The following is a 20029-nucleotide window of genomic DNA, read 5'->3' on the forward strand; positions in this document are numbered from 1 at the left end:
GTCTAGCCCTGCAGCACCCTGAATTCGGCCGCCGCCAGTCCATCGGCGGCGCCGCGCAGCACCAGCACATCGCCCACCCGGATATCAGTGTCGGGCTGCGGATCGACCCCCTTGATTCCCTGGCGGCGAATCGCCACCACGTCCACCCGTAATTCATCCAGCATCAGCGCGTCCAGGCGCTGCCCTGCCGCCGCGGCGCCCTGCGTGATCAGCACGGTATGCAGGCGCGGCTGGGCATGCTGGTCCAGCTCGCTGTCGGCGTCCGAGGCGCCCCGGAAAAAGCCGCGCATGATCGCGTAGCGCGATTCGCGCACGTCGCGGATCCGCTTCAGCACCTGGGTGAGCGGCACCCCTAGCAGCATCAGCGCGTGCGAGGCCAGCATCAGCGAGCCTTCCATCACTTCGGACACCACTTCGGTCGCACCGGCCGCTTTCAGCGCATCGATGTGGGTGTCGTCGATGGTGCGCACCACCACCGGGAGGTCGGGTCGCAGTTCGCGCACGTGGCGCAGGATGGCCATGCTCGAATGCAGGTCGGAGTAGGTCACCACAATGGCCTGCGCGCGTGAAAGCCCGGCGGCGACCAGCACTTCGCGGCGGCTGGCGTCGCCGTACACGACGCTGACGCCGGACGCTGCCACCGCGCGAATCCGCTCGGGGTCGGCGTCGAGCGCGACGAAGCTGATGCCCTCGGCCTCGAGCAGGCGCGCCAGGTTCTGGCCGCTGCGGCCGTAGCCGCAGACGATCACGTGCTGCGCCTTGCCGAAGGTCTTGACCGCGATGTCGTGCACTTGCTTGGCGCGCCCGGCCCATTCGCTGCCGGCAAGCAGCCGGGTGATGGCATCCATGCGGTGGATCAAGAGCGGCGCGATCAGCATCGACAGCACCATGGCCGCCAGCACCGGCTGGGTGATCTCGGCACCCAGCAGTTTCAGGTCGGCCGCCTGCGCCAGCAGCACGAAGCCGAATTCGCCGGCCTGCGCCAGCCCGAGCGCGGTGCGCACGGCGGTAGGCCGGCTGCTGCCGAAGGCCTTGGCCAGTGCGCCCACCAGCGCCACCTTGCCAACCACGATGGCCAGCAGCAGCAACAGCACATCGCCCCAGTTCAGCATCACCTGCATCAGGTCGAGCCGCATGCCGATGGTGACGAAGAACAAGCCCAGCAGCACATCGCGGAAGGGCTTGATGTCGTCTTCGACCTGGTAGCGGTATTCGGTCTCGGAAATCAGCATGCCGGCGAGAAAGGCACCCAAGGCCAGCGACAGGCCGGCGCTTTCTGTCAGAAAGGCGAGCCCGAGGGTGAACAGCAGCAGGTTGAGCGTGAACAGCTCGGGCGACTTGCGCCCCGCCACCCACTGGAACCACGGCCGCATGATGCGCTGGCCGACGAACAGCAGGAAGCCCAGCACCACCACCGCCTTCAGCGCGGCGAGGCCGAGCACCCAGCCCATGTTGTCGGCATCCTTGGCGAAGGCCGGAATCAGGATCAACAGCGGCACCACCGCCAGATCCTGGAACAGCAGCGCGCCGAAAATCTGGCGTCCGTGCGGGGTCTGGATTTCCAGCCGCTCGGCCAGGAGCTTCGAGACGATGGCGGTGGACGACATCGACATGATGCCGCCCAGTGCGATCGCCGCCAGCAGTGGCAGGTCGAGCAGCCAGGCGATGAAGGCGGTGAGCACGATGGTCAGCACGACCTGCGCGCCGCCGAAGCCGAACACGGTCATGCGCATTGTCATCAGACGCGGCAGACTGAATTCGAGGCCGATCGAGAACATCAGGAAGACCACGCCGAATTCGGCGAGGTAACGCGCTTCCTCGCTGTCCGGAATCCAGCCGAGCGCAAAGGGGCCGATGGCGATGCCGGTGACCAGGTAGCCGAGCATGGTCGGCAGGCGCAGTGCGCGCGCGGCCGCGGTCACCAGCACGGCGACCACCAGCAGGATCAGTACAAGCGGAAGCGTGCCATGCATCGAGTAAATCACGGTTGGATAGGCAGGCTTTAGTATACTTGCCGACCATGCACTCCCAGCCCCCCAGTCCCGAACATTTGCTCACCCTCGCGCGCCAGGTGCTCGACATCGAGGCCGACGCCCTGCGCGTCATGTCGTCGCGTCTCGACGCCGGCTTTGCCGATGCCGTGGCGCTGATGCTGGCCTGCACCGGACGCGTCGTGGTCTCCGGCATGGGCAAGTCGGGCCACGTCGGCGGCAAGATCGCTGCCACCCTGGCATCCACCGGCACGCCGGCCTTTTTCATGCACCCGGGCGAAGCCAGCCACGGCGACCTCGGCATGATCGCGCCCAACGACGTGGTGCTGGCTTTATCGAACTCGGGCGAGAGCAGCGAAATCGTCTGCATCGTGCCGCTGATCAAGCGACGCGGCGCCAAGCTCGTCGCGATGACCGGCAATCCGAACTCGACGCTGGCGCGCGAAGCCGACGCGCATCTCCACGCCGGGGTCGACAAGGAAGCCTGTCCGCTCAACCTGGCGCCCACCGCCAGCACCACCGCGGCGCTGGCGCTGGGCGATGCGCTGGCGGTGGCGCTGCTCGACGCGCGCGGTTTTTCAGCCGACGACTTTGCGCGCACCCATCCCGGCGGCAGCCTCGGCCGCCGCCTGCTGGTGCATGTGCGCGACATCATGCAAAGCGGCGATGCGCTGCCACAGGTTCCGTTCGACGCCTCGCTCAAGGCTGCGCTGTTTGAAATCACACAAAAGGGACTCGGCATGACCGCCGTGGTCGATGCCGCTGGCCGCGTGGCCGGCGTGTTCACCGACGGCGACCTGCGCCGCGCGCTGGAACACACGCTCGACCTGCAGCAGGCGCGCGTGGCCGACCTGATGACCCGCAACCCAAAAACGATCCGCGCGGACGAACTTGCCGTGGCGGCGGTGGAAAAAATGGAAACGCTCAAAATCAACGGCCTGCTGGTGATCGATGCAAACGACACCCTGGTGGGCGCGCTCAACATGCACGCGCTGCTGAAGGCGGGGGTGGTGTGATGACGCCGGTTTCGATTCCCGCCGCCCTGCTCGCCCGCGCGCAAAAAATCCGGCTGATCGCATTCGACGTCGACGGCGTGATGACTGACGGCACACTATTCCTGGCCGACGACGGCCAGGAATTCAAGGGTTTCAACTCGCTCGACGGCCACGGTTTGAAAATGCTCCGCGGCAGCGGCGTGCAGCTCGCCATCATCACCGGCCGCCGTTCGCGCGTGGTGGAGCACCGCGCCAAAAACCTCGGCATCGAGATCGTCCATCAGGGCGCGCACGACAAGCTGATCGTCTACGAAGCGCTGTGCCGCGAACTCAAGCTCGACTGCGACGTCACCGCCTACATGGGCGACGACGTCGTCGACCTGCCGGTGATGCGGCGCGCCGGGCTCGCGATCACGGTGCCGGCGGCACCCGAACTGGTCAAAGCCCACAGCCACTACACCACCACGCGCGAGGCCGGGCACGGCGCGGTGCGCGAAGCCTGCGAATTCCTGATGCGTGCACAGGGCACGCTGGACGCCGCGCTGGCGCCCTATCTGAAATGATTGCACGCGGCTCGCTGTGGCTGCCCCTGGCCATGCTGCTGCTGCTGGCCGCGCTCAGTTTCTGGATCGAACGGTCGGTGCAGGCGCCGGCGCCGGGCACGCTGGCAAACCAGACCGAACCCGAGGGCATCATGGAAAATTTCGATGCGCTGCGCACCGACCTCGAGGGACGGCCGCAATACCGCCTGTCTGCCGACCGGCTCAAGCATTACACCGGCAGCAAGCGCACCGAACTGGAGGCGCCGCGTTTCGTCCGCATCAACGACGAGGCCGGCGAAGTGAGCGCCGTGGCGCGTGAAGGCACGGTCTCTCCGGATGGCAGCGAAGTGGACCTGCGCGGCGACGTCGTCGTCGAGCGGGCGGCGCGCCCCGGGCAATCCCTGATGACGCTGAAGACAGGACGCCTGCTGGTGTTTCCCGAGCGCGACCAGATGCGCGCGCCGGGTGCGGTCGAAGTGCGCGACGACACGCTGGAAGTGCGTGCGGGCGGCATGGAGTACGACGCCCAGCAACGCATGATGAAGCTGACAGGGCGGGTGAATGCCCGCTACATTTCTGGAAGAACATGAACACCATGCCCACACTGAAAATCGTTTTATCCGCAGCGTTGTACGCCGCGCTGCTGGTCTCGCCCGCCCATGCCGAGAAGGCCGACCGCGACAAGCCGGTCAACATCGAAGCGAACACGGTCACGCTCGACGACATCAAGAAGATCAGCATCTATCAGGGGAATGTGATTCTCAGCCAGGGCACGCTGATGCTGCGCGCCGATTACGTGCAGGTGACGCAGAACGCGGACGGCGTCGACCGGATCAGCGCCACCGGCCGGCCGGTGGCGTTTCGCCAGAGAGTCGACGGCCGCGAGGAATACATCGAGGGATTTTCCGACCGCATCGAGTACGACAGCGTCAACGGGCAGCTCGAACTGATCGGCCAGGCACGCCTGCGGCGCGGCGGCGACGAGCTGCGTGGGGCGCAGATTTCCTACAACGCCAACACCGCGTTCTACTCCGTCGTCGGCCAGCCCAACGCGCAAACCCCGAGTGGCCGCGTGCGCGCGGTCATCCGTCCGAAACCGCGCGCCGAGCAACCCGCCGCGCCCCAGCCATGAGCAAGATTTCGGCCCACAATCTGCGCAAGACCTACGGCAAACGCACCGTGGTCCACGACGTCTCGTTCGAGGTCAACAGCGGCGAAGTGGTCGGCCTGCTCGGCCCCAACGGCGCCGGCAAGACCACCTGTTTCTACATGGTGGTGGGGCTGGTCGCGGCCGACGGCGGCAGCGTGCACCTGGATACGCACGACCTCACCCACATGACGATCCACCAGCGCGCGCGGCTGGGCCTGTCGTATCTGCCGCAGGAGCCGTCGATCTTCCGCAAGATGACGGTGGAGGAGAACATCCAGGCCATCCTCGAACTCAAGCCATACACCGCTGAAGAACGCGCGGAACACCTGGAAAACCTGCTTGAAGACCTGCACATCGCCCACCTGCGCGAAGCGTCCGCGATCAGCCTTTCCGGCGGCGAGCGGCGCCGGGTGGAAATCGCCCGCGCACTGGCGATCAACCCGCGCTTCGTCCTGCTCGACGAACCGTTCGCCGGCATCGACCCCATTGCGGTGCTCGATATCCAGAAACTGGTGCATTTTCTGATCGAGCGTGACATCGGCGTGCTGATCACCGACCACAACGTGCGCGAAACGCTGGGCATCTGCAGCCGCGCCTACATCATCAACGAAGGCCGCGTCCTGATTGGCGGCGCGCCGGATCGCATCATCGAGGACGACAACGCGCGCAAGGTTTATCTGGGCGAAAACTTTCGCCTGTAGTTCAGGCCGAGCGCGAATCGCGCTACACTCGCCTCAAGCCGGCACGATTTTTGCCGTAGTCAAATCCCATGAAGCACAGTCTCCAACTCAAGCTCGGTCAGCACCTCACCCTGACGCCCCAACTGCAGCAGTCGATCCGGCTGTTGCAGCTGTCGACGCTCGAACTGAACCAGGAACTGGAGCAGATGCTGCAGGACAATCCGCTGCTGGAGCGCGAGGACGAGGACGAAACCCCGCCCGAAGCGCCGGTCCATACCGCCGAGGCCGAGACACAGGGCACGGAAACGGCGGCAGCGCCGGAACCGAGCAACGAATCCGAGCCGGCCACCTCGCTCGACGATGCCGACTGGAACGACTACAGCAGCGCCAGCGGCGATGACGAAGACAACGATTACGCGCAGGGCGCGGTCTCCGGCGCGACGCTGCGCGAGCACCTGCTGAACCAGCTGATCGTCAGCCCGCTCACCTTGCGCGACCGAACCATCGTCGCCGCGCTGATCGACGACCTCGACGAGGCCGGTTTCCTTACCCAGCCGCTGGAAGACATTGCCGCCGGTCTCGCGGACGAACTCGAGGAACTCGAGCCCGAAGAGGTCGAAACTGCGCTCAAACACCTGCAAAACATGGATCCGACCGGGGTCGGCGCACGCAACCTGGCCGAATGCCTGACGCTGCAGCTGCGCGTCCTGCCCGCCGACACGCCGGCGCGCGACGACGCCATCCGGCTGACCACGCATTACCTGGACCTGCTGGCGGCGCGCGACGTCGGCAAACTGAAGAAAATGCTCGGCATCGACGACCCCACACTGCGTACCGTGCGGACCCTGATTCTCTCGATGAATCCGCGCCCCGGCGCGGCCTTCGGCGTCGATGAAACGCACTACGTCATCCCCGATGTCTACGTGCGCAAGATCAAGGGCATGTGGATCGCCAGCCTCAATGCCGACGCCATGCCCAAGCTGCGCGTCAACCGCGTCTATGCCGACATCCTGGCGCGCCATCGCGAGAATGGCGGAAATCAACTGGCCACCCAGCTGCAGGAAGCGCGCTGGCTGATCAAGAACGTGCAGCAGCGCTTCGACACCATCCTGCGCGTGTCGCAGGCCATCGTCGACCGCCAGAAGCATTTTTTCGAGCATGGCGAGGTGGCGATGCGTCCGTTGGTACTGCGCGAGATCGCCGACGCGGTGGAACTGCACGAATCGACCATTTCGCGCGTCACCACGCAAAAGTACATGATGACGCCACGCGGGCTGTACGAATTGAAGTACTTTTTCGGCAGCCACGTCTCCACCGACAACGGCGGCGCCTGCTCGTCGACCGCCATCCGCGCGCTGATCAAGCAGCTGGTTGCCGCCGAGAACATCGGAAAACCGCTGTCCGACGGCCAGCTGGCGGAAGTACTCGGCCAGCAGGGCATCGTGGTGGCCCGCCGCACCGTCGCCAAATACCGCGAATCACTGCAAATTCCGCCCGCCAACATGCGGCGTTCGCTCTGATTCAAGGGTTTTCACGATCCATCGGCATGGAGTGCCTGGCCTGCTTGAATGTCTTCTGCTTTCGTCCCACAATGAAATTAGGCGTACACAATCGCGCCTAAACCAGCGCAATACTGGCAATCCGTTTTTTCAGCCGCTTTAGGAGGCGCTATGAATTTGACAATTTCCGGCCATCACTTGGAAGTAACCCCAGCCATCCGCGACTACGTGTCCGAAAAACTCGATCGCGTCAAACGCCACTTCGACCATGTCATCAACATGAACGTGATCATGCAGGTCGACAAGCTGGTACATAAAGTGGAAGCCACCCTGCACGTGAAGGGCCATGATTTTCACGCGCACAGCGAAGACGGCAACATGTACGCCGCGATCGACCTGCTGGCCGACAAGCTGGACCGCCAGATCGTCAAGCACAAGGAAAAAACCTCGGACGTCCATCAGGGCAGCGGTGGCCTCAAGCATCAGGTCAACGTAAACGAGAATACCGCCTGAACCGGTTCTTTTGATCAGGACAGCCCGGACACGCTCCGGGCGTATAATTTGCGGACCCCCGGCGCTTTGCCCGGCCGTGCAACTGGCATGAACCTAATCGCCCCACTCCTCTCCCTCGACACCACCTTGCTGGACCTGAGTTTCAGCAGCAAGAAAAAGCTGTTCGAACACGCCGCGGACCTGTTTGCGCAGACCCACGGACTCAAATCCACCGACATCTTCACCAGTCTGTTCGAGCGCGAACGCCTGGGCTCGACCGCGCTCGGCTACGGCATCGCGATTCCGCACGGCCGCATCAAGGGCCTGAAGGATGCCTGCGGTGCGCTGTATCGCCTGAGCACCCCGCTCGACTTCGACGCACCGGACAACCAGCCGGTATCGCTGTGCTTCATCTTGCTGGTGCCCAAGGACGCCAATGAACGGCACCTGCAGATTCTCGGCGAACTGGCGCAACTGTTCGGCGACGAAGTCATGCGCACCAACATGCTGGCTGCCGCCAGCCCCGATGATCTCCTCGCCATGCTCAATGCATGGTCCAGCTAGGCGCGTTCCGCGCATGGACGACACCAGCCAGGTTTCGGTCGAGACACTGTTTCGCGACATGGCCGAGCAGCTCGGCCTGCAATGGCTGGCCGGCCGCGGCGGTGGCCACCGCACCCTGTCCTCCGAGACCATCCAGAAACCAACGCTGGCACTGATTGGCCATCTCAATTTCGTCCATCCCAACCGCGTCCAGGTGCTGGGCTGCGCCGAGATGGACTACCTGCGGGGCCTGCCGCAGGCCGGGCTGGAAGACGCCATCCAGCACCTGTTTTCGTCCGAGCTGGCCGCCATCATCGTTTCCAACGGCGAGTCCGTGCCGGCAGTGCTACTCGAGACTGCCGAGCGCAGCGGCACGCCCCTGCTCACCTCGGGGCTCGCGAGCCCCATCCTGATGTCCTACCTGGGGCATTACCTGACGCAGCGCCTGGCCGAATGCAGTTCGCTGCACGGGGTGTTTCTGGAAGTGCTCGGCACCGGTGTGCTGCTCACGGGCGACGCCGGCGTCGGCAAGAGCGAGCTGGCGCTGGAACTCATCACGCGCGGCCACCGCCTGATCGCCGACGACGTCGTCGAACTGAAGCACGTCGCGCCCAAAACGCTGGAAGGCAGCTGCCCACCGCTGATCCGCGACTTTCTCGAAGTGCGTGGCCTCGGCATCCTCAATATCCGCTTTCTATTCGGCGAAATGGCGGTCAAGCAGAAGAAGAACCTCAAGCTCATCGTCGAACTGGTGCAGCCGCAGGAAATCGGCGAAGTCGGACTCAACCGGCTCGACATGGTGGCGTCGGTCGAAACCATTCTCGATGTCGATATTCCCAAAGTGCACATCCCGGTGGCGGCGGGCCGCAACCTCGCCGTGCTGGTCGAGGTTGCGGTGCGCAACCACATCCTCAAGCACCGTGGCGTCAACCCGCTCGAGCAGTTCATCCAGCGCCAGCAGGCGGCCATCAACGAGAACGAGAACCCCTGATGCAGATCGTGCTGGTTTCCGGTCTGTCCGGCTCGGGAAAAAGCATCGCCATCGCGGTGCTGGAAGACATCGGCTACTACTGCGTCGACAACCTGCCGCTCGCCATGTTGCAGCCGCTGGTCGACTATCTGAAGGGTGCGGGCCACGCGCGCATCGCGATTGCCATCGACGCGCGCAGCAGCGCAAGTTTTTCGCAATTGCCGGCAGTCACTCAGGCGCTGCGGGAACAGGGCGCTGACCTGCGCATGATTTTCCTCGAGGCCAAGACGCTCACGCTGGTGAAGCGTTTTTCCGAAACGCGGCGGCGTCACCCGCTCTCCAGCGAAAGCGTTTCGCTGCAGGAGGCGATCCAGTTGGAACGCGAGATGCTCGGTGAGATCGCGCTGCTGGCGCATCGCATCGACACCAGCGATTTGTCCGCCGCGGCCCTGCGGATGTGGATCAAGGACCTGGTCGGCCAGGACCGTTCGCGCATCACGCTGCTGTTCGAATCCTTCGGTTTCAAGCACGGCATTCCGCTCGATGCCGACCTGGTGTTCGACGTGCGCTGCCTGCCCAACCCGCACTACGTTGCCGAGCTGCGGCCGCTCACTGGCTGCGACCAGCCGGTGAAGGACTACATCGAATCCAGTCCCAACGCGATGGCGCTGCTAGCCGACATCCGCGGTTTCGTCGAAAACTGGCTGCCGTGCTTCATCCGCGACCATCGTGCCTATCTGACGGTGGCCATCGGCTGCACCGGCGGCCAGCACCGCAGCGTCTACTTTGCCGAAACCCTGGCCGCCGCCTTCCGCGAACGCGAGCAGGTGCTGGTGCGCCACCGCGAGCTCAGCTGATGCTGCGGGCCGGCGACGTGGGCGTGCTGCTGGCCGGCGCCGGCTTCGTCATCGGGCTGACCGTGGTGGCCTGGGGCGGTCCCCGCGGCGACACCGCGGTGATTCGCGCCGCCGGCCAGATCGTCGAGACCACTGCGCTCACCCACGCGCGCACCCTATCCGTCAAGGGCCCGCTCGGCACCACCGAGATCGAGATCGAACCCGGCCGCGCCCGTGTGGCCGTCGACCCGTCGCCGCGCCAGTTGTGCGTGAAACAGGGCTGGCTCACCCAGTCCGGCCAGGCGGCGCTGTGCCTGCCGAATCAGGTCAGCCTCGAAATCCGCGGCCGCACCGCTGCCTATGACACGCTCGGTTATTGAATTACCCGTCACGCCGGACGACCGCCGCATCGCGCGGCTGGCAGCGCTGGCAATCGGGCTCACGCTGGTCGAAGCGGCGATTCCCAGCCCGATTCCGGGCGTCAAGCCCGGCCTCGCCAATATCGTCATCCTGCTGGTGCTGCTGCAATTTGGCTGGCGCGCCGCCGCCTGGGTATCGGCGTTGCGCATCCTGGCCGGCGGCCTGCTGCTGGGCAGCCTGTTCGCGCCGGGATTCTGGCTGTCGGCCGCCGGCGCGCTCACCAGTCTGCTTGTGCTGGGGCTTGCGCAGCATCTGCCGCAGCGCCATTTCGGTCCGGTCAGCCTGTCGGTGCTGGCGGCATTCGGCCATATCGGCGGGCAGCTCGCGTTGGCCGGCTGGTGGCTGTTGCCGGCTGCCGCCCTGCTCAAGCTGCTGCCGGTATTTGCCGCCGCCGCGCTGATTTTCGGCGCGGTGAACGGCGTCATCGTGGCGCGTCTGCTTGCCGGCCCCGCATCATCCGGGCGACAATCGGCGTCATGTCTGCCTCCCTCCGCACCGTAACCCTGGCGCTGTCCGGCGCGTCCGGCATGGCCTATGGCCTGCGCCTGCTCGAGTGCCTGCTGGCCGCCGAGCTGCGCGTCTACCTGCTGGTTTCGCAGGCCGCCCACATCGTCGCCAAGCAGGAACTCGGGGTGGCCTTGCCGGCGCGCGCCGGCGACCTCGAAAAACAGCTGTCGTCCGGCATGAACGCACGCGACGGCCAGTTGCGCGTGTTCGGTCGCGACGACTGGAATGCACCGGTCGCGTCTGGCTCCAACCCGGCCGATGCGATGGTGGTCTGTCCCTGCTCGATGGGCACGCTCGCCGCCATCGCCCATGGCATGTCGGACAACCTGATCGAACGCGCTGCCGACGTCATGCTGAAAGAGCAGAAAAAGCTCATCCTGGTGCCGCGCGAAACGCCGTTTTCCACGCTGCATCTGGAAAACATGCTGACGCTGTCGCGCATGAACGCCGTGATCCTGCCGGCCAATCCCGGCTTTTATCATCGCCCGCAATCGGTCGAGGCCATCGTCGACTTCATCGTCGCACGCATCCTCGATCAGCTCGGCATTGCGCACACGCTGATGGCGCGCTGGGGAGAGGACCGATGAGCGGGGATCTCAAACCGTTCCCGCTGCCGCTGTTTCCGCTCAATACCGTGGTGTTTCCCGGCGGCCAGCTGCCGCTGCGCATTTTTGAGCCGCGCTACCTCGACATGGTCAAGCAGGCCATCGCCGACGGCACGCCGTTCGGCATCTGCGGCATCCGCGAAGGCCAGGAGACGGGCACCCCCGCCGTGCCCTACCCGGTCGGCACCCGGGTGTACGTCACCGACTGGGACATGCCGCAGACCGGCATCCTGCACATCGACACCCGGGCGCAGGACCGCTTCGTCATCCGCAGTACCCGCACCGAAACCAGCGGCCTGTTGATCGGCACTGTGGAATCGGTCAGCAGCGAAGCTGCCACCGCCGTTCCCGACGATCTCGAACTCGCCGTCGAGATCCTGCGCCACATCGTCAACGAATACGGCGATGCGCATTTCGCTGCCCCGCACGAATTCGACAACGCGGTGTGGGTCGGCTATCGCCTGTCCGAGGTGCTGCCGCTCAAGCATTCCATCAAACAGAACCTGCTGGAGATGAACGACAGCGTGACGCGGCTGCGCATCCTCACCGAGTTTCTGAAGAAGCACATCAACTGATGAATGCCTCTAGAAATCGTAGCGAGCGGGCATCAGCCGGGTGCGCCCGGAGCGCAGGAACCGGAATGTACACAGGAGTACATGAGGATTCCGAGCACCGGACGCGCCCGGATCATGGCCGCGCAGTAGATTTATAGAGGTATTCACATGGCGCGTTTTTATTCTTCGCTCGAGCCGCGACACCGCGACTTCATTGCCGCGCAAAAAATATTCTTCACCGCCACCGGCACGGCGAACAGCCGGCTCAATTTGTCGCCCAAGGGCATGGACAGCCTGCGCGTGCTGTCCGACACCTGCGTGGCCTACCTCGACCTCACCGGCAGCGGCAACGAAACGGCCGCGCATTTGAAGCACGACGGCCGCATGACGTTGATGTGGTGCAGCTTCGACGCCGACCCGCTGATCCTGCGCCTGTACGGACGCGGCCGCGCCGTGCGCAGGCAGGATGCCGGCTGGGCTGAATTGCGCCGCCATTTCCCCGCCCTGCCCGGCGAACGCCAGCTCATCGTGCTCGACATCGACTCGGTGCAGACCTCGTGCGGCTATGCCGTGCCGATGTATGCCTACCGCGGCGAGCGCGATACACTGGCCCGCTGGGCCGAGAAGAAAGGCCCGGTCGGCCTGCTTGACTACTGGCGCGAGAAAAACCAGGCCAGTATCGACGGCCTGCCCACCGGACTGCTGGAGAACACCCCATGAAACGTATTCTGATGATCGCCGGAATGCTGCTGCTTGCCGCCTGCGACCCCACCCCACCGCCGCAGCCCGAAACCGAACGCCAACCCAACCCGGTGTTCGAGACACAGATCCAGGCGATGGAAAAGGCACGCGCAGTGGAAGGCCAGGTCATGGAGGCGGCGGAAGCCCAGCGCCGACAAATGGACGCGGCGACGCAGCCTTGACCGATGTTGAAGTGGTTGCTCACCCTGATCGCGGCCCTGCTGGTGCTGGGCCTGCTGACACCGTGGCTCAACCGGCTGGGCTTCGGCCGGCTGCCGGGCGACCTGCGGATCAAGCGCGCCCGTGGCACCCTGTACTTTCCGTTCACAAGCGTCATCCTGCTGTCGCTGGCACTGACGCTGCTGGTCCACCTGTTTGGTCGATGACCCAGGCGCCTGCCATGAGGCTTGATGCACAATGAATAAAGCCTTCGTCAAGGAAACCGACGCGCCCGACGCCGACGAGGACGAGATCGCCGCGCCCGCCCTGCCCGCCGGGTCGAAGAATTACATGACGCCCGCCGGCTACGCGCAGCTGGATGCCGAATTCAGCCAGCTGTGGAAAGTCGAGCGGCCCAAGCTGGTGGAAATCATTTCGTGGGCGGCCAGCAACGGCGACCGCTCGGAAAACGGCGACTACATCTACGGCAAGAAGCGCCTGCGCGAAGTCGATCGCCGCATCCGTTTTCTGTCAAAGCGACTGGAAAACGCGGAAGTGGTCGACCCCGCGACGCGCGAGGATTCCGACCAGGTCTTCTTCGGTGCCACCGTCACGGTGGCGGACACGGATGGCAGCGAATCCACCTTCGCCATCGTCGGCATCGACGAGGCCGATGCCGGCCGCGGCCGCATCGCCTGGATTTCGCCGATGGCACGCGCACTCATGAAAGCGCGCGAGGGCGACACCGTCACGGTGCAGACTCCGGACGGACGGCGCGAGGTGGAGATCGTCGCAGTGCGCTACCAGGCGATCGACTGAGAAAAACTCAGTACAGCAAACTGGAAAGCTGGCGCCGGTAGCGGCTGACCAACTCGCCGCCACCCAGCAGATCGAATACCGATAGCAAGGTCTTGCGGCCGATATCGTCTTCAAAGCCGCGGTCGCGGCGGACGATTTCCAGCAACTGATCCATGCCCGCCTCGTGCTGGCCGGCGGCGACCAGCAGCTTGGCGAGCTTCAGCCGCGCCGCCAGATCGTTTTCGTTCGCTGCCACCTGTGCGGTCAGTGCGGCCACATCCTCGCCTGCCACGCCCATGAACTGCAGCCGCGCCTTCAACTGCGCGACACGCGGATCGGCATCGTCCGGCACGCTCGCGATCAATCGCCGCGCTTCGTCGGCTTCGCCGAGATCCATCATGATTTCCGCCGCATCGAGGCGCACGCCAACATGGGCCGGATCAACGCGTGAGGCATCGGCGAGCGCCTGCAGCGCGGCAGGCAGGTCGCCCGCGGCGCGCAAGCCGGCGGCCTGCGCGCGCATCTCCTCGGCCGGGCTGGGAATCAGTCGATCCAGAAAGGCGCGCACCTCGCCTTCCGGCAGCGCGCCGGAAAACTCGTCGACCTGCTCGCCGTTGACGAAGGCCTTGACGCTGGGGATGCCGCGCACGCCGTAGCGCACGGCAAGCTCCTGGTTGTCGTCGGAGTTGATCTTGGCGAGCAGGAATTTGCCGCCGTATTCGGCCGCGAGTTTTTCCAGGACGGGCTTGAGTGATTTGCACGGCCCGCACCAGGGCGCCCAAAAATCGACGACGACCGGGCGATGCTTCGATTCATCGAGAACGTGTTGCTGGAAATCGGCGAGACCAACGTCGAGGGCGTGTTCAGACATGGGCGCTCCGTTTAAAGGTGTCCGTTAAATCTGCCGAGCCAGTTCGGCCGCCACGCCGATATAGGTGCCGGGCGTCAGCGTTCTCAGGCGGGCCTTCTCGGTATCGGGAATCGCCAGCCCGTCGATGAAGGCGTGCAGCGTCTCGCGTGTCATGCCGGCCTTGCCGCGCGTCAGTTCCTTCAGCTGTTCGTAAGGATTGGCGACGCCGTAGCGGCGCATCACGGTCTGGATCGGCTCGGCCAGCACTTCCCAGTTGGCGTCGAGGTCGGCAGCCAGTGCGGCCGGGTTGGCTTCGAGCTTGGACAGTCCGCGCAGGCAGGATTCGTAGGCCAGGAGGCTGTAGCCGAAGCCGACGCCCATGTTGCGCAGCACGGTGGAATCGGTGAGGTCGCGCTGCCAGCGCGAGACCGGCAGCTTTTCGGCCAGGTGGCGCAGCACCGCGTTGGCCAGACCCAGGTTGCCTTCGCTGTTCTCGAAGTCGATCGGGTTGACCTTGTGCGGCATGGTGGAGGATCCCACCTCGCCCGCCTTCACTTTCTGCTTGAAGTAACCGACCGAGATATAACCCCAGACGTCGCGGTTGAAGTCGATCAGGATGGTGTTGGTGCGCGCAATCGCATCGTACAGCTCGGCCATGGCGTCGTGCGGTTCGATCTGGATGGTGTAGGGGTTGAAGGAGAGGCCCAGTTCCATCACGAAGCTGCGCGCGAAATATTCCCAGTCCAGGTCCGGGTAGGCCGACAGATGCGCGTTGTAATTGCCGACCGCGCCGTTGACCTTGCCCATCAGCTCGACCGCGCCGATCGCATCCCAGGCACGGCGCAGGCGGTAGACGACGTTGGCGAGCTCCTTGCCGACCGTGGTCGGCGAAGCCGGCTGGCCATGGGTGCGCGACAGCATCGGCAGGTCGGCCAGTTCGTGCGCCAGATCGGTCAGGCGCGCGATGACTTTTTCCAGCGCGGGCAGCAGCACGGCATCGCGCGCGCCTTTCAGCATCAGCGCATGCGACAGGTTGTTGATGTCCTCCGAGGTGCAGGCGAAATGGATGAACTCGGACACCGCCGCGATTTCAGCGCTGGATTGCGTTTTTTCCTTGAGAAAATACTCGACCGCCTTGACGTCGTGGTTGGTGGTCGCCTCGATCGCCTTGACGCGCTCGGCGTCAGCCACCGAAAAGTGGTCGGCGATGCCGTCGAGCAGCGCGATCGCCGCATCTGAAAACGCCGGCACCTCGGCGATCGCCGGTTCGGCCGCCAGCGCCTTCAGCCATTCGATCTCGACGATGACGCGGTATTTGATCAGCGCGTATTCGCTGAAGAAATCGCGGAGTGCAGCAGTCTTGCTGCCGTAGCGGCCATCGAGCGGGGATAGGGCAGTGAGTGCGGTCAGTTCCATGATTTTGTCCGGATTCGTTTCAGTTTTTTTAGTCAGCTCGCCGATCGCGCCACATTAAACGGTCCGCCTGTCGCGGACGGCCTGCGCCAGCGTGCCGCTGTCGACATATTCCAGTTCGCCGCCCACCGGCACGCCACGCGCCAACCGGCTGACCTTGAGGCCGCGCGCCTTCAGCAATTCGCCGATGGTGTGCGCGGTGGCTTCGCCCTCGGGGGTGAAGTTGGTCGCCAGGATGACTTCTTCCACCGTCCCGTCGAGTGCGCGGCTGATCAGCCGGTCGAGATGAATCTCGCGCGGGCCGATGCCGTCGAGCGGGCTCAAGCGCCCCATCAGCACGAAATACAGGCCGGCGTAGCTGTGCGTGGCTTCCATCATGTTGAAGTCGGTCGGCATTTCGACCACTGCCAGCTGTTGCTTGTCGCGCTTGGGGCTGGTGCAGACCTCGCACACTTCCGCCTCGGAAAAATTGTTGCACAGGCGACAGTGGTGCAGATGCGTCAGCGCATGCTTGAGCGCGCCGGCCAGCTGCTCGGCGCCTTTGCGGTCGCGCTGCAACAGATGGTAGGCCATGCGTGCCGCCGACTTGGGCCCGACGCCGGGCAGCACGCGCAGCGCGCCGATCAGGTTTTCAAGTGCGGCAGGTTGCACGGGGTCAGAACGGCAGCTTCATGCCGGGCGGAATCGGCATACCGGCGGTCACGCCCGCCATTTTTTCCTGCACCGTGGCTTCGACCTTGCGCACTGCGTCGTTCATTGCCGCGGCCACCAGGTCTTCCAACATTTCACGGTCGTCCGTCATCAGGCTTGGGTCGATGACGACGCGGCGCACGTCGTGCTTGCAGGTCATCGTCACCTTGACCATGCCGGCGCCGCTGGCGCCCTCGACCTCGATTTCGGCGAGCTTGGCCTGCATCTTGGCCATGTTCTCCTGCATCTGCTGGACCTGCTTCATCATGTTGCCGATGCCGCCCTTCATCATGTTGATTCTCCTAATGGCTGTATGGTTGAGGCGTCCACCCGACCGCCAAACTGTTCGACCAGCTCGCGCACGAACGGATCCGATTCGATCGCGGCCACCGCTTCGGCCTGGCGCGCTTCCTTGATGCGGGTGCGCACTTGCTGCGGCGTTTGTTCGGCGGCAGCGCCGATCTCGAACGTCACCTGCAGCGCCGCGCCGTGCTTGTCACGCAGCGCCGATACCAGCTTGTCCTGATAGGCGCGGTCGAGCAAATGTTTGTCCGCTTCGCCAACGCGCAGCGTCACCGCATTGTCCGTCTGCGATACCAGTTCGCAGTGGTCGGCGAGCATCTTGGCCATGCCGCCCAGGCGCAATGCGGCCACCACCGCGAGCCAGTCCCAGGCTGCGGTGGGCGCAGGCTCGCGCGCCTGCAGCGGTGCAGCGGCGGCGGCGGCAGCAGCGGCAGCGGCAGCGGCAGCGGCAGCGGGGGACGCGGGCGGCTCGGCAATGACTTCGGCACGCGGCACCACGACGGGCGCGGCTGCCGCAGGCGCACGGGTCGTCGCCGCCGGTGCCGCGGCCTGCGGCGTAGGCGCGCGCGCCGGTGTCGGACGGGCGGGCGGCGCCGGACGCGGCGCGCCCGACCCTGCGGCGAACGCCAGCATGCGCAGCAGCGTCATGCAGAAACCGGAAAACTCGTCCGGCGCATACGGCAGGTCGCGGCGGCCGTTCAGCGCAATCTGGTAATACAGCTGCACCGTTTCGGCGTCCAGCTGCGCGGCCGCGGTCTGCATGCGCTCGGCGTCCATGCCGGCTTCAATGGCATTGGGGGCGTGCAGCAGCAAGGCCAGCTGGGTCAGCACATTGCCAAGATCCTGCAGCGCGGCGTCAAACGCGATGCCGCGCTCGGCCAACTGGCGCGCCTGCGCCAGCAACGCGTCGCCGTCCTGCGCCGCCAGCGCATCGAGCAGGTCGAACAGGTAATCGCGCCGCACCGTGCCAAGCATGGCCTCGACGGCGGCGGCCTCCACCTTGCCGCCGCCGTAGGCAATCGCCTGATCGGTCAGCGACAGCGCATCGCGCATGCTGCCGGCGGCAGCGCGCGCCAGAATATTCAGCGCAGCGGGTTCGGCGTCGACGTTTTCCTGCGCCAGCACCTCGCCCAGGTGCTGTGCCACCAGCGCGGGCAGCATCGGCTTCAGGTTGAACTGCAGGCAACGCGACAGCACCGTCACCGGAATTTTCTGTGGGTCGGTGGTGGCGAGGATGAATTTCACATGCGCGGGCGGCTCTTCCAGCGTCTTCAGCATGGAGTTGAACGCCGGCTTCGACAACATGTGCACTTCGTCGATGATGTAGACCTTGTAGCGCCCCACCGTCGGCGCGTACTGCGCATTGTCGAGCACTTCGCGCATGTTGTCGACGCCGGTGTTCGACGCGGCGTCGAGCTCCAGCAGGTCGACAAAGCGCCCGGCATCGATCTGGGTGCAGGCCGAACAGGTGCCGCAGGGAGTATTGGTGACGCCGGTTTCGCAGTTGAGGCACTTGGCAAGAATCCGCGCCAGCGTGGTCTTGCCCACCCCGCGCGTGCCGGTCAGCAGATAGGCATGGTGTAGCCGCCCCTGGGTCAGCGCATTCGACAGCGCCTGTACCACATGCTCCTGTCCCTTGAGGTCGGCAAACACGCGCGGCCGCCACTTGCGCGCCAGCGCAAGTGCGGGGGATGCGGAATCGCCGAAGAGATCAGTCATGGTTTATGTGGAAGCGGGAACCATTCCAGGTTGCTTTCTAACGGAGACAAGGCGGAGAGCCGCAGACAGTACATCGCAGTACGGCAAGGCTCGACAACGCAGTATCCGTTAGAAAGCAGCCTGGAATGGCGAGCCAGAACCCCGGCACTGGCATCGGTCGCTGTGGCTGCTTCCTTCCGGACCTGACCCGATTCACAACTTAGCCATGCGGGGAGGCCCGCCACGCGTATTTTACCCCGGATGCGGGTTATTCCTCATCCGCCGGCGCGGTCAGCCGGCGTTTTTTCACGGCGTCGGCCAGCATGCGCAGCAGCGGCACGGTGTCGTCCCAGCCGATGCAGGCGTCGGTGATTGACTTGGCGTATTCCAGCGGCTGGCCCGGCACCAGATCCTGGCGCCCGGCATTGAGATGGCTCTCGACCATGGCGCCGATGATGCGCATGTCGCCGCCGGCCACCTGGGCGGCCACCTCGGCGCCCACATCGATCTGGCGCTGGTGCTGCTTGCTCGAATTGGCGTGCGAAAAATCGATCATCAACTGCTGGCGCAGGCCGGCAGCGGCCAGTTCGCCGCACGCCAGATTGACGCTCGCGGCGTCGTAGTTGGGCGTCTTGCCGCCGCGCAGGATCACATGGGTGTCCTCGTTGCCCGTGGTGCTGAACACGCCGACGTGGCCCGACTTGGTGATGGAGATGAAATGGTGGCGCCCCGCTGCCGCCTTGATCGCATCCACGGCGATCCGCAGGCTGCCATCGGTACCGTTCTTGAACCCCACCGGGCACGACAGGCCGGACGCCAGCTGGCGGTGCGACTGCGACTCGGTGGTGCGCGCGCCGATTGCACCCCAGCTCACCAGGTCGGCTATGTACTGCGGCGACACCAGGTCGAGGAACTCGGTCGCGCATGGCAGACCGATTTCACTGATCTCCAGCAATAACTTGCGTGCCAGCCGCAGGCCCTCGTTGATGTCGTAGCTCTCGTTCAGATGCGGGTCGTTGATCAGGCCTTTCCAGCCCACGGTGGTGCGCGGCTTCTCGAAATACACCCGCATCACGATAATGAGCTCGTGCGCGAGTTCGTCAGCCAGCGGTTTCAACTTGCGGGCATAATCCAGCGCAGCATCCGGGTCATGAATGGAACACGGTCCGACGATGATGAACAGGCGATCATCCGCCCCGCGCAGCACGTCGTGGATCGCGCTGCGCGCATGCGCCACATGCGCGTGCACGGCCTCGCTGGCACGCAGCTCGCGCATGATCTGCATCGGTGCGAGCAGTTCGCCGCTTTGCTCGATGCGGGTGTCGTCGGTTCGGGTAGACATGTTCTGGCTCCGTAAATGTGCGTTGCATTGCGGCGGCGGCGTCCTAAACGAAAAAACCGCCAGCGGGCTGGCGGTTTCGTCAAGGCCGGCTGTTCGTCTCAGCGCCTCCCGACCGCCTGTGGCGTGGGATAAAAGCGGCTAAAAAAGAACTTCCCGGCATGGATCATGCATGGCAGTCTATCAAATTAGACCAGACCCCGCCAAGCGCTTTGTGCCGGCCGGGGCACCCCGATCCGGGCACGCCACCGCCT

The 20029-nt window shown here is 64.9% G+C and carries 25 protein-coding genes and 2 other RNA genes; 18 read left to right on the top strand and 9 right to left on the bottom strand.

Annotation, left to right across the window (positions count from 1 at the left end):
• Window positions 1-2: 2 nt before the first annotated feature.
• Entirely contained in the window at window positions 3-1973 is a 1971-nt protein-coding gene (locus Q8R61_RS14265) for a monovalent cation:proton antiporter family protein (protein ID WP_305538432.1), read from the bottom strand.
• A 47-nt stretch (window positions 1974-2020) separates the two neighbouring features.
• Between Q8R61_RS14265 and Q8R61_RS14270 the strand changes: the two genes are divergently transcribed.
• From Q8R61_RS14270 to Q8R61_RS14335, 14 genes are all read left to right on the top strand, one after another.
• Complete coding sequence (locus Q8R61_RS14270; protein ID WP_305538434.1) at window positions 2021-3007, top strand: SIS domain-containing protein; 987 nt, start codon at window positions 2021-2023, stop codon at window positions 3005-3007.
• Window positions 3007-3549, top strand: coding sequence for an HAD family hydrolase (locus Q8R61_RS14275; protein ID WP_305538436.1), 543 nt, complete (start codon window positions 3007-3009; stop codon window positions 3547-3549). The genes Q8R61_RS14270 and Q8R61_RS14275 overlap by 1 nt, the downstream gene beginning before the upstream one ends.
• Entirely contained in the window at window positions 3546-4118 is a 573-nt protein-coding gene (gene lptC, locus Q8R61_RS14280) for an LPS export ABC transporter periplasmic protein LptC (protein ID WP_305538438.1), read from the top strand. The genes Q8R61_RS14275 and lptC overlap by 4 nt, the downstream gene beginning before the upstream one ends.
• A complete protein-coding gene (gene lptA / locus Q8R61_RS14285; protein ID WP_305538440.1) occupies window positions 4115-4660 on the top strand; it encodes a lipopolysaccharide transport periplasmic protein LptA in 546 nt (181 codons plus the stop codon). The genes lptC and lptA overlap by 4 nt, the downstream gene beginning before the upstream one ends.
• A complete protein-coding gene (lptB, locus tag Q8R61_RS14290; RefSeq protein WP_305538442.1) occupies window positions 4657-5379 on the top strand; it encodes an LPS export ABC transporter ATP-binding protein in 723 nt (240 codons plus the stop codon). Before lptA ends, lptB begins: the two co-directional genes overlap by 4 nt.
• Before the next feature lie 68 nt (window positions 5380-5447).
• Window positions 5448-6878, top strand: a complete 1431-nt coding sequence (locus Q8R61_RS14295; RefSeq protein WP_305538444.1) for an RNA polymerase factor sigma-54 — start codon at window positions 5448-5450, stop codon at window positions 6876-6878.
• A gap of 150 nt (window positions 6879-7028) precedes the next feature.
• A complete protein-coding gene (gene hpf, locus Q8R61_RS14300) occupies window positions 7029-7370 on the top strand; it encodes a ribosome hibernation-promoting factor, HPF/YfiA family (RefSeq protein ID WP_305538446.1) in 342 nt (113 codons plus the stop codon).
• Window positions 7371-7457: 87 nt separating this feature from the next.
• Complete coding sequence (locus Q8R61_RS14305; RefSeq protein ID WP_305538448.1) at window positions 7458-7913, top strand: PTS sugar transporter subunit IIA; 456 nt, start codon at window positions 7458-7460, stop codon at window positions 7911-7913.
• Window positions 7914-7926: 13 nt separating this feature from the next.
• Entirely contained in the window at window positions 7927-8883 is a 957-nt protein-coding gene (gene hprK / locus Q8R61_RS14310; RefSeq protein WP_305538450.1) for an HPr(Ser) kinase/phosphatase, read from the top strand.
• Entirely contained in the window at window positions 8883-9719 is an 837-nt protein-coding gene (gene rapZ, locus Q8R61_RS14315) for an RNase adapter RapZ (RefSeq protein ID WP_305538452.1), read from the top strand. The genes hprK and rapZ overlap by 1 nt, the downstream gene beginning before the upstream one ends.
• Window positions 9719-10078, top strand: coding sequence for a NusG domain II-containing protein (locus Q8R61_RS14320; protein WP_305538454.1), 360 nt, complete (start codon window positions 9719-9721; stop codon window positions 10076-10078). The genes rapZ and Q8R61_RS14320 overlap by 1 nt, the downstream gene beginning before the upstream one ends.
• Window positions 10059-10619: a Gx transporter family protein gene (locus Q8R61_RS14325; RefSeq protein ID WP_305538456.1), complete on the top strand. Its 561-nt coding sequence runs from the start codon at window positions 10059-10061 to the stop codon at window positions 10617-10619. Before Q8R61_RS14320 ends, Q8R61_RS14325 begins: the two co-directional genes overlap by 20 nt.
• The gene (locus Q8R61_RS14330) at window positions 10595-11212 is read left to right on the top strand and encodes a flavin prenyltransferase UbiX (RefSeq protein ID WP_305538458.1); all 618 of its coding nucleotides are present in this window, start codon (window positions 10595-10597) and stop codon (window positions 11210-11212) included. The genes Q8R61_RS14325 and Q8R61_RS14330 overlap by 25 nt, the downstream gene beginning before the upstream one ends.
• Window positions 11209-11805 carry an LON peptidase substrate-binding domain-containing protein gene (locus Q8R61_RS14335; protein ID WP_305538460.1) on the top strand — a complete coding sequence of 199 codons (597 nt, stop codon included), beginning with the start codon at window positions 11209-11211 and terminating at the stop codon, window positions 11803-11805. The genes Q8R61_RS14330 and Q8R61_RS14335 overlap by 4 nt, the downstream gene beginning before the upstream one ends.
• Before the next feature lie 5 nt (window positions 11806-11810).
• On the opposite strand, the gene Q8R61_RS14340 is transcribed toward Q8R61_RS14335, so the two are convergent.
• A non-coding RNA gene (locus tag Q8R61_RS14340) (sX9 sRNA) lies at window positions 11811-11888 on the bottom strand.
• Window positions 11889-11952: 64 nt separating this feature from the next.
• Between Q8R61_RS14340 and Q8R61_RS14345 the strand changes: the two genes are divergently transcribed.
• From Q8R61_RS14345 to greB, 4 genes are read left to right on the top strand one after another with little or no spacing between them, the layout of a single operon-like run.
• On the top strand, window positions 11953-12504 hold the full coding sequence (locus Q8R61_RS14345; protein WP_305538462.1) for a pyridoxamine 5'-phosphate oxidase family protein: 552 nt from the start codon (window positions 11953-11955) through the stop codon (window positions 12502-12504).
• Complete coding sequence (locus Q8R61_RS14350; protein ID WP_305538464.1) at window positions 12501-12707, top strand: hypothetical protein; 207 nt, start codon at window positions 12501-12503, stop codon at window positions 12705-12707. The genes Q8R61_RS14345 and Q8R61_RS14350 overlap by 4 nt, the downstream gene beginning before the upstream one ends.
• A 3-nt stretch (window positions 12708-12710) precedes the next feature.
• Window positions 12711-12911 carry a DUF2905 domain-containing protein gene (locus Q8R61_RS14355; protein ID WP_305538466.1) on the top strand — a complete coding sequence of 67 codons (201 nt, stop codon included), beginning with the start codon at window positions 12711-12713 and terminating at the stop codon, window positions 12909-12911.
• A gap of 31 nt (window positions 12912-12942) precedes the next feature.
• Window positions 12943-13503 carry a transcription elongation factor GreB gene (gene greB, locus Q8R61_RS14360; protein WP_305538468.1) on the top strand — a complete coding sequence of 187 codons (561 nt, stop codon included), beginning with the start codon at window positions 12943-12945 and terminating at the stop codon, window positions 13501-13503.
• Between the two features lie 7 nt (window positions 13504-13510).
• On the opposite strand, the gene Q8R61_RS14365 is transcribed toward greB, so the two are convergent.
• From Q8R61_RS14365 to Q8R61_RS14395, 7 genes are all read right to left on the bottom strand, one after another.
• The gene (locus Q8R61_RS14365; protein ID WP_305538470.1) at window positions 13511-14353 is read right to left on the bottom strand and encodes a co-chaperone YbbN; all 843 of its coding nucleotides are present in this window, start codon (window positions 14351-14353) and stop codon (window positions 13511-13513) included.
• A 24-nt stretch (window positions 14354-14377) separates the two neighbouring features.
• Window positions 14378-15748 carry an adenylosuccinate lyase gene (purB, locus tag Q8R61_RS14370; RefSeq protein ID WP_305538472.1) on the bottom strand — a complete coding sequence of 457 codons (1371 nt, stop codon included), beginning with the start codon at window positions 15746-15748 and terminating at the stop codon, window positions 14378-14380.
• Between the two features lie 54 nt (window positions 15749-15802).
• Window positions 15803-16396 carry a recombination mediator RecR gene (gene recR / locus Q8R61_RS14375; protein ID WP_305538474.1) on the bottom strand — a complete coding sequence of 198 codons (594 nt, stop codon included), beginning with the start codon at window positions 16394-16396 and terminating at the stop codon, window positions 15803-15805.
• Between the two features lie 4 nt (window positions 16397-16400).
• Window positions 16401-16727, bottom strand: a complete 327-nt coding sequence (locus tag Q8R61_RS14380; protein ID WP_371133653.1) for a YbaB/EbfC family nucleoid-associated protein — start codon at window positions 16725-16727, stop codon at window positions 16401-16403.
• The gene (gene dnaX / locus Q8R61_RS14385; protein ID WP_305538476.1) at window positions 16724-18457 is read right to left on the bottom strand and encodes a DNA polymerase III subunit gamma/tau; all 1734 of its coding nucleotides are present in this window, start codon (window positions 18455-18457) and stop codon (window positions 16724-16726) included. The genes Q8R61_RS14380 and dnaX overlap by 4 nt, the downstream gene beginning before the upstream one ends.
• Window positions 18458-18581: 124 nt before the next feature.
• An RNA gene (gene ffs, locus Q8R61_RS14390) (signal recognition particle sRNA small type) lies at window positions 18582-18679 on the bottom strand.
• A gap of 25 nt (window positions 18680-18704) precedes the next feature.
• Window positions 18705-19778: a 3-deoxy-7-phosphoheptulonate synthase gene (locus tag Q8R61_RS14395; protein ID WP_305538478.1), complete on the bottom strand. Its 1074-nt coding sequence runs from the start codon at window positions 19776-19778 to the stop codon at window positions 18705-18707.
• Window positions 19779-20029: the final 251 nt, after the last annotated feature.

Origin of the sequence: Thiobacillus sp. (assembly GCF_030696885.1) — a bacterium.
Taxonomy (GTDB): Bacteria; Pseudomonadota; Gammaproteobacteria; order Burkholderiales; family Thiobacillaceae; genus Thiobacillus.

What these genes read in the sequence shown, in the direction of transcription:
- lptC (WP_305538438.1), top strand. Translation starts at nt 3,546, where the DNA reads ATGATTGCACGCGGCTCGCTGTGGCTGCCCCTGGCCATGCTGCTGCTG.
- Q8R61_RS14270 (WP_305538434.1), top strand. Translation starts at nt 2,021, where the DNA reads ATGCACTCCCAGCCCCCCAGTCCCGAACATTTGCTCACCCTCGCGCGC.
- Q8R61_RS14305 (WP_305538448.1), top strand. Translation starts at nt 7,458, where the DNA reads ATGAACCTAATCGCCCCACTCCTCTCCCTCGACACCACCTTGCTGGAC.
- rapZ (WP_305538452.1), top strand. Translation starts at nt 8,883, where the DNA reads ATGCAGATCGTGCTGGTTTCCGGTCTGTCCGGCTCGGGAAAAAGCATC.
- Q8R61_RS14275 (WP_305538436.1), top strand. Translation starts at nt 3,007, where the DNA reads ATGACGCCGGTTTCGATTCCCGCCGCCCTGCTCGCCCGCGCGCAAAAA.
- Q8R61_RS14345 (WP_305538462.1), top strand. Translation starts at nt 11,953, where the DNA reads ATGGCGCGTTTTTATTCTTCGCTCGAGCCGCGACACCGCGACTTCATT.
- lptB (WP_305538442.1), top strand. Translation starts at nt 4,657, where the DNA reads ATGAGCAAGATTTCGGCCCACAATCTGCGCAAGACCTACGGCAAACGC.
- Q8R61_RS14355 (WP_305538466.1), top strand. Translation starts at nt 12,711, where the DNA reads ATGTTGAAGTGGTTGCTCACCCTGATCGCGGCCCTGCTGGTGCTGGGC.
- Q8R61_RS14395 (WP_305538478.1), bottom strand. Translation starts at nt 19,778, where the DNA reads ATGTCTACCCGAACCGACGACACCCGCATCGAGCAAAGCGGCGAACTG.
- purB (WP_305538472.1), bottom strand. Translation starts at nt 15,748, where the DNA reads ATGGAACTGACCGCACTCACTGCCCTATCCCCGCTCGATGGCCGCTAC.
- hpf (WP_305538446.1), top strand. Translation starts at nt 7,029, where the DNA reads ATGAATTTGACAATTTCCGGCCATCACTTGGAAGTAACCCCAGCCATC.
- dnaX (WP_305538476.1), bottom strand. Translation starts at nt 18,457, where the DNA reads ATGACTGATCTCTTCGGCGATTCCGCATCCCCCGCACTTGCGCTGGCG.
- Q8R61_RS14320 (WP_305538454.1), top strand. Translation starts at nt 9,719, where the DNA reads ATGCTGCGGGCCGGCGACGTGGGCGTGCTGCTGGCCGGCGCCGGCTTC.
- lptA (WP_305538440.1), top strand. Translation starts at nt 4,115, where the DNA reads ATGAACACCATGCCCACACTGAAAATCGTTTTATCCGCAGCGTTGTAC.
- Q8R61_RS14380 (WP_371133653.1), bottom strand. Translation starts at nt 16,727, where the DNA reads ATGATGAAGGGCGGCATCGGCAACATGATGAAGCAGGTCCAGCAGATG.
- Q8R61_RS14365 (WP_305538470.1), bottom strand. Translation starts at nt 14,353, where the DNA reads ATGTCTGAACACGCCCTCGACGTTGGTCTCGCCGATTTCCAGCAACAC.
- Q8R61_RS14265 (WP_305538432.1), bottom strand. Translation starts at nt 1,973, where the DNA reads ATGCATGGCACGCTTCCGCTTGTACTGATCCTGCTGGTGGTCGCCGTG.
- Q8R61_RS14325 (WP_305538456.1), top strand. Translation starts at nt 10,059, where the DNA reads ATGACACGCTCGGTTATTGAATTACCCGTCACGCCGGACGACCGCCGC.
- Q8R61_RS14350 (WP_305538464.1), top strand. Translation starts at nt 12,501, where the DNA reads ATGAAACGTATTCTGATGATCGCCGGAATGCTGCTGCTTGCCGCCTGC.
- Q8R61_RS14335 (WP_305538460.1), top strand. Translation starts at nt 11,209, where the DNA reads ATGAGCGGGGATCTCAAACCGTTCCCGCTGCCGCTGTTTCCGCTCAAT.
- Q8R61_RS14330 (WP_305538458.1), top strand. Translation starts at nt 10,595, where the DNA reads ATGTCTGCCTCCCTCCGCACCGTAACCCTGGCGCTGTCCGGCGCGTCC.
- Q8R61_RS14295 (WP_305538444.1), top strand. Translation starts at nt 5,448, where the DNA reads ATGAAGCACAGTCTCCAACTCAAGCTCGGTCAGCACCTCACCCTGACG.
- hprK (WP_305538450.1), top strand. Translation starts at nt 7,927, where the DNA reads ATGGACGACACCAGCCAGGTTTCGGTCGAGACACTGTTTCGCGACATG.
- greB (WP_305538468.1), top strand. Translation starts at nt 12,943, where the DNA reads ATGAATAAAGCCTTCGTCAAGGAAACCGACGCGCCCGACGCCGACGAG.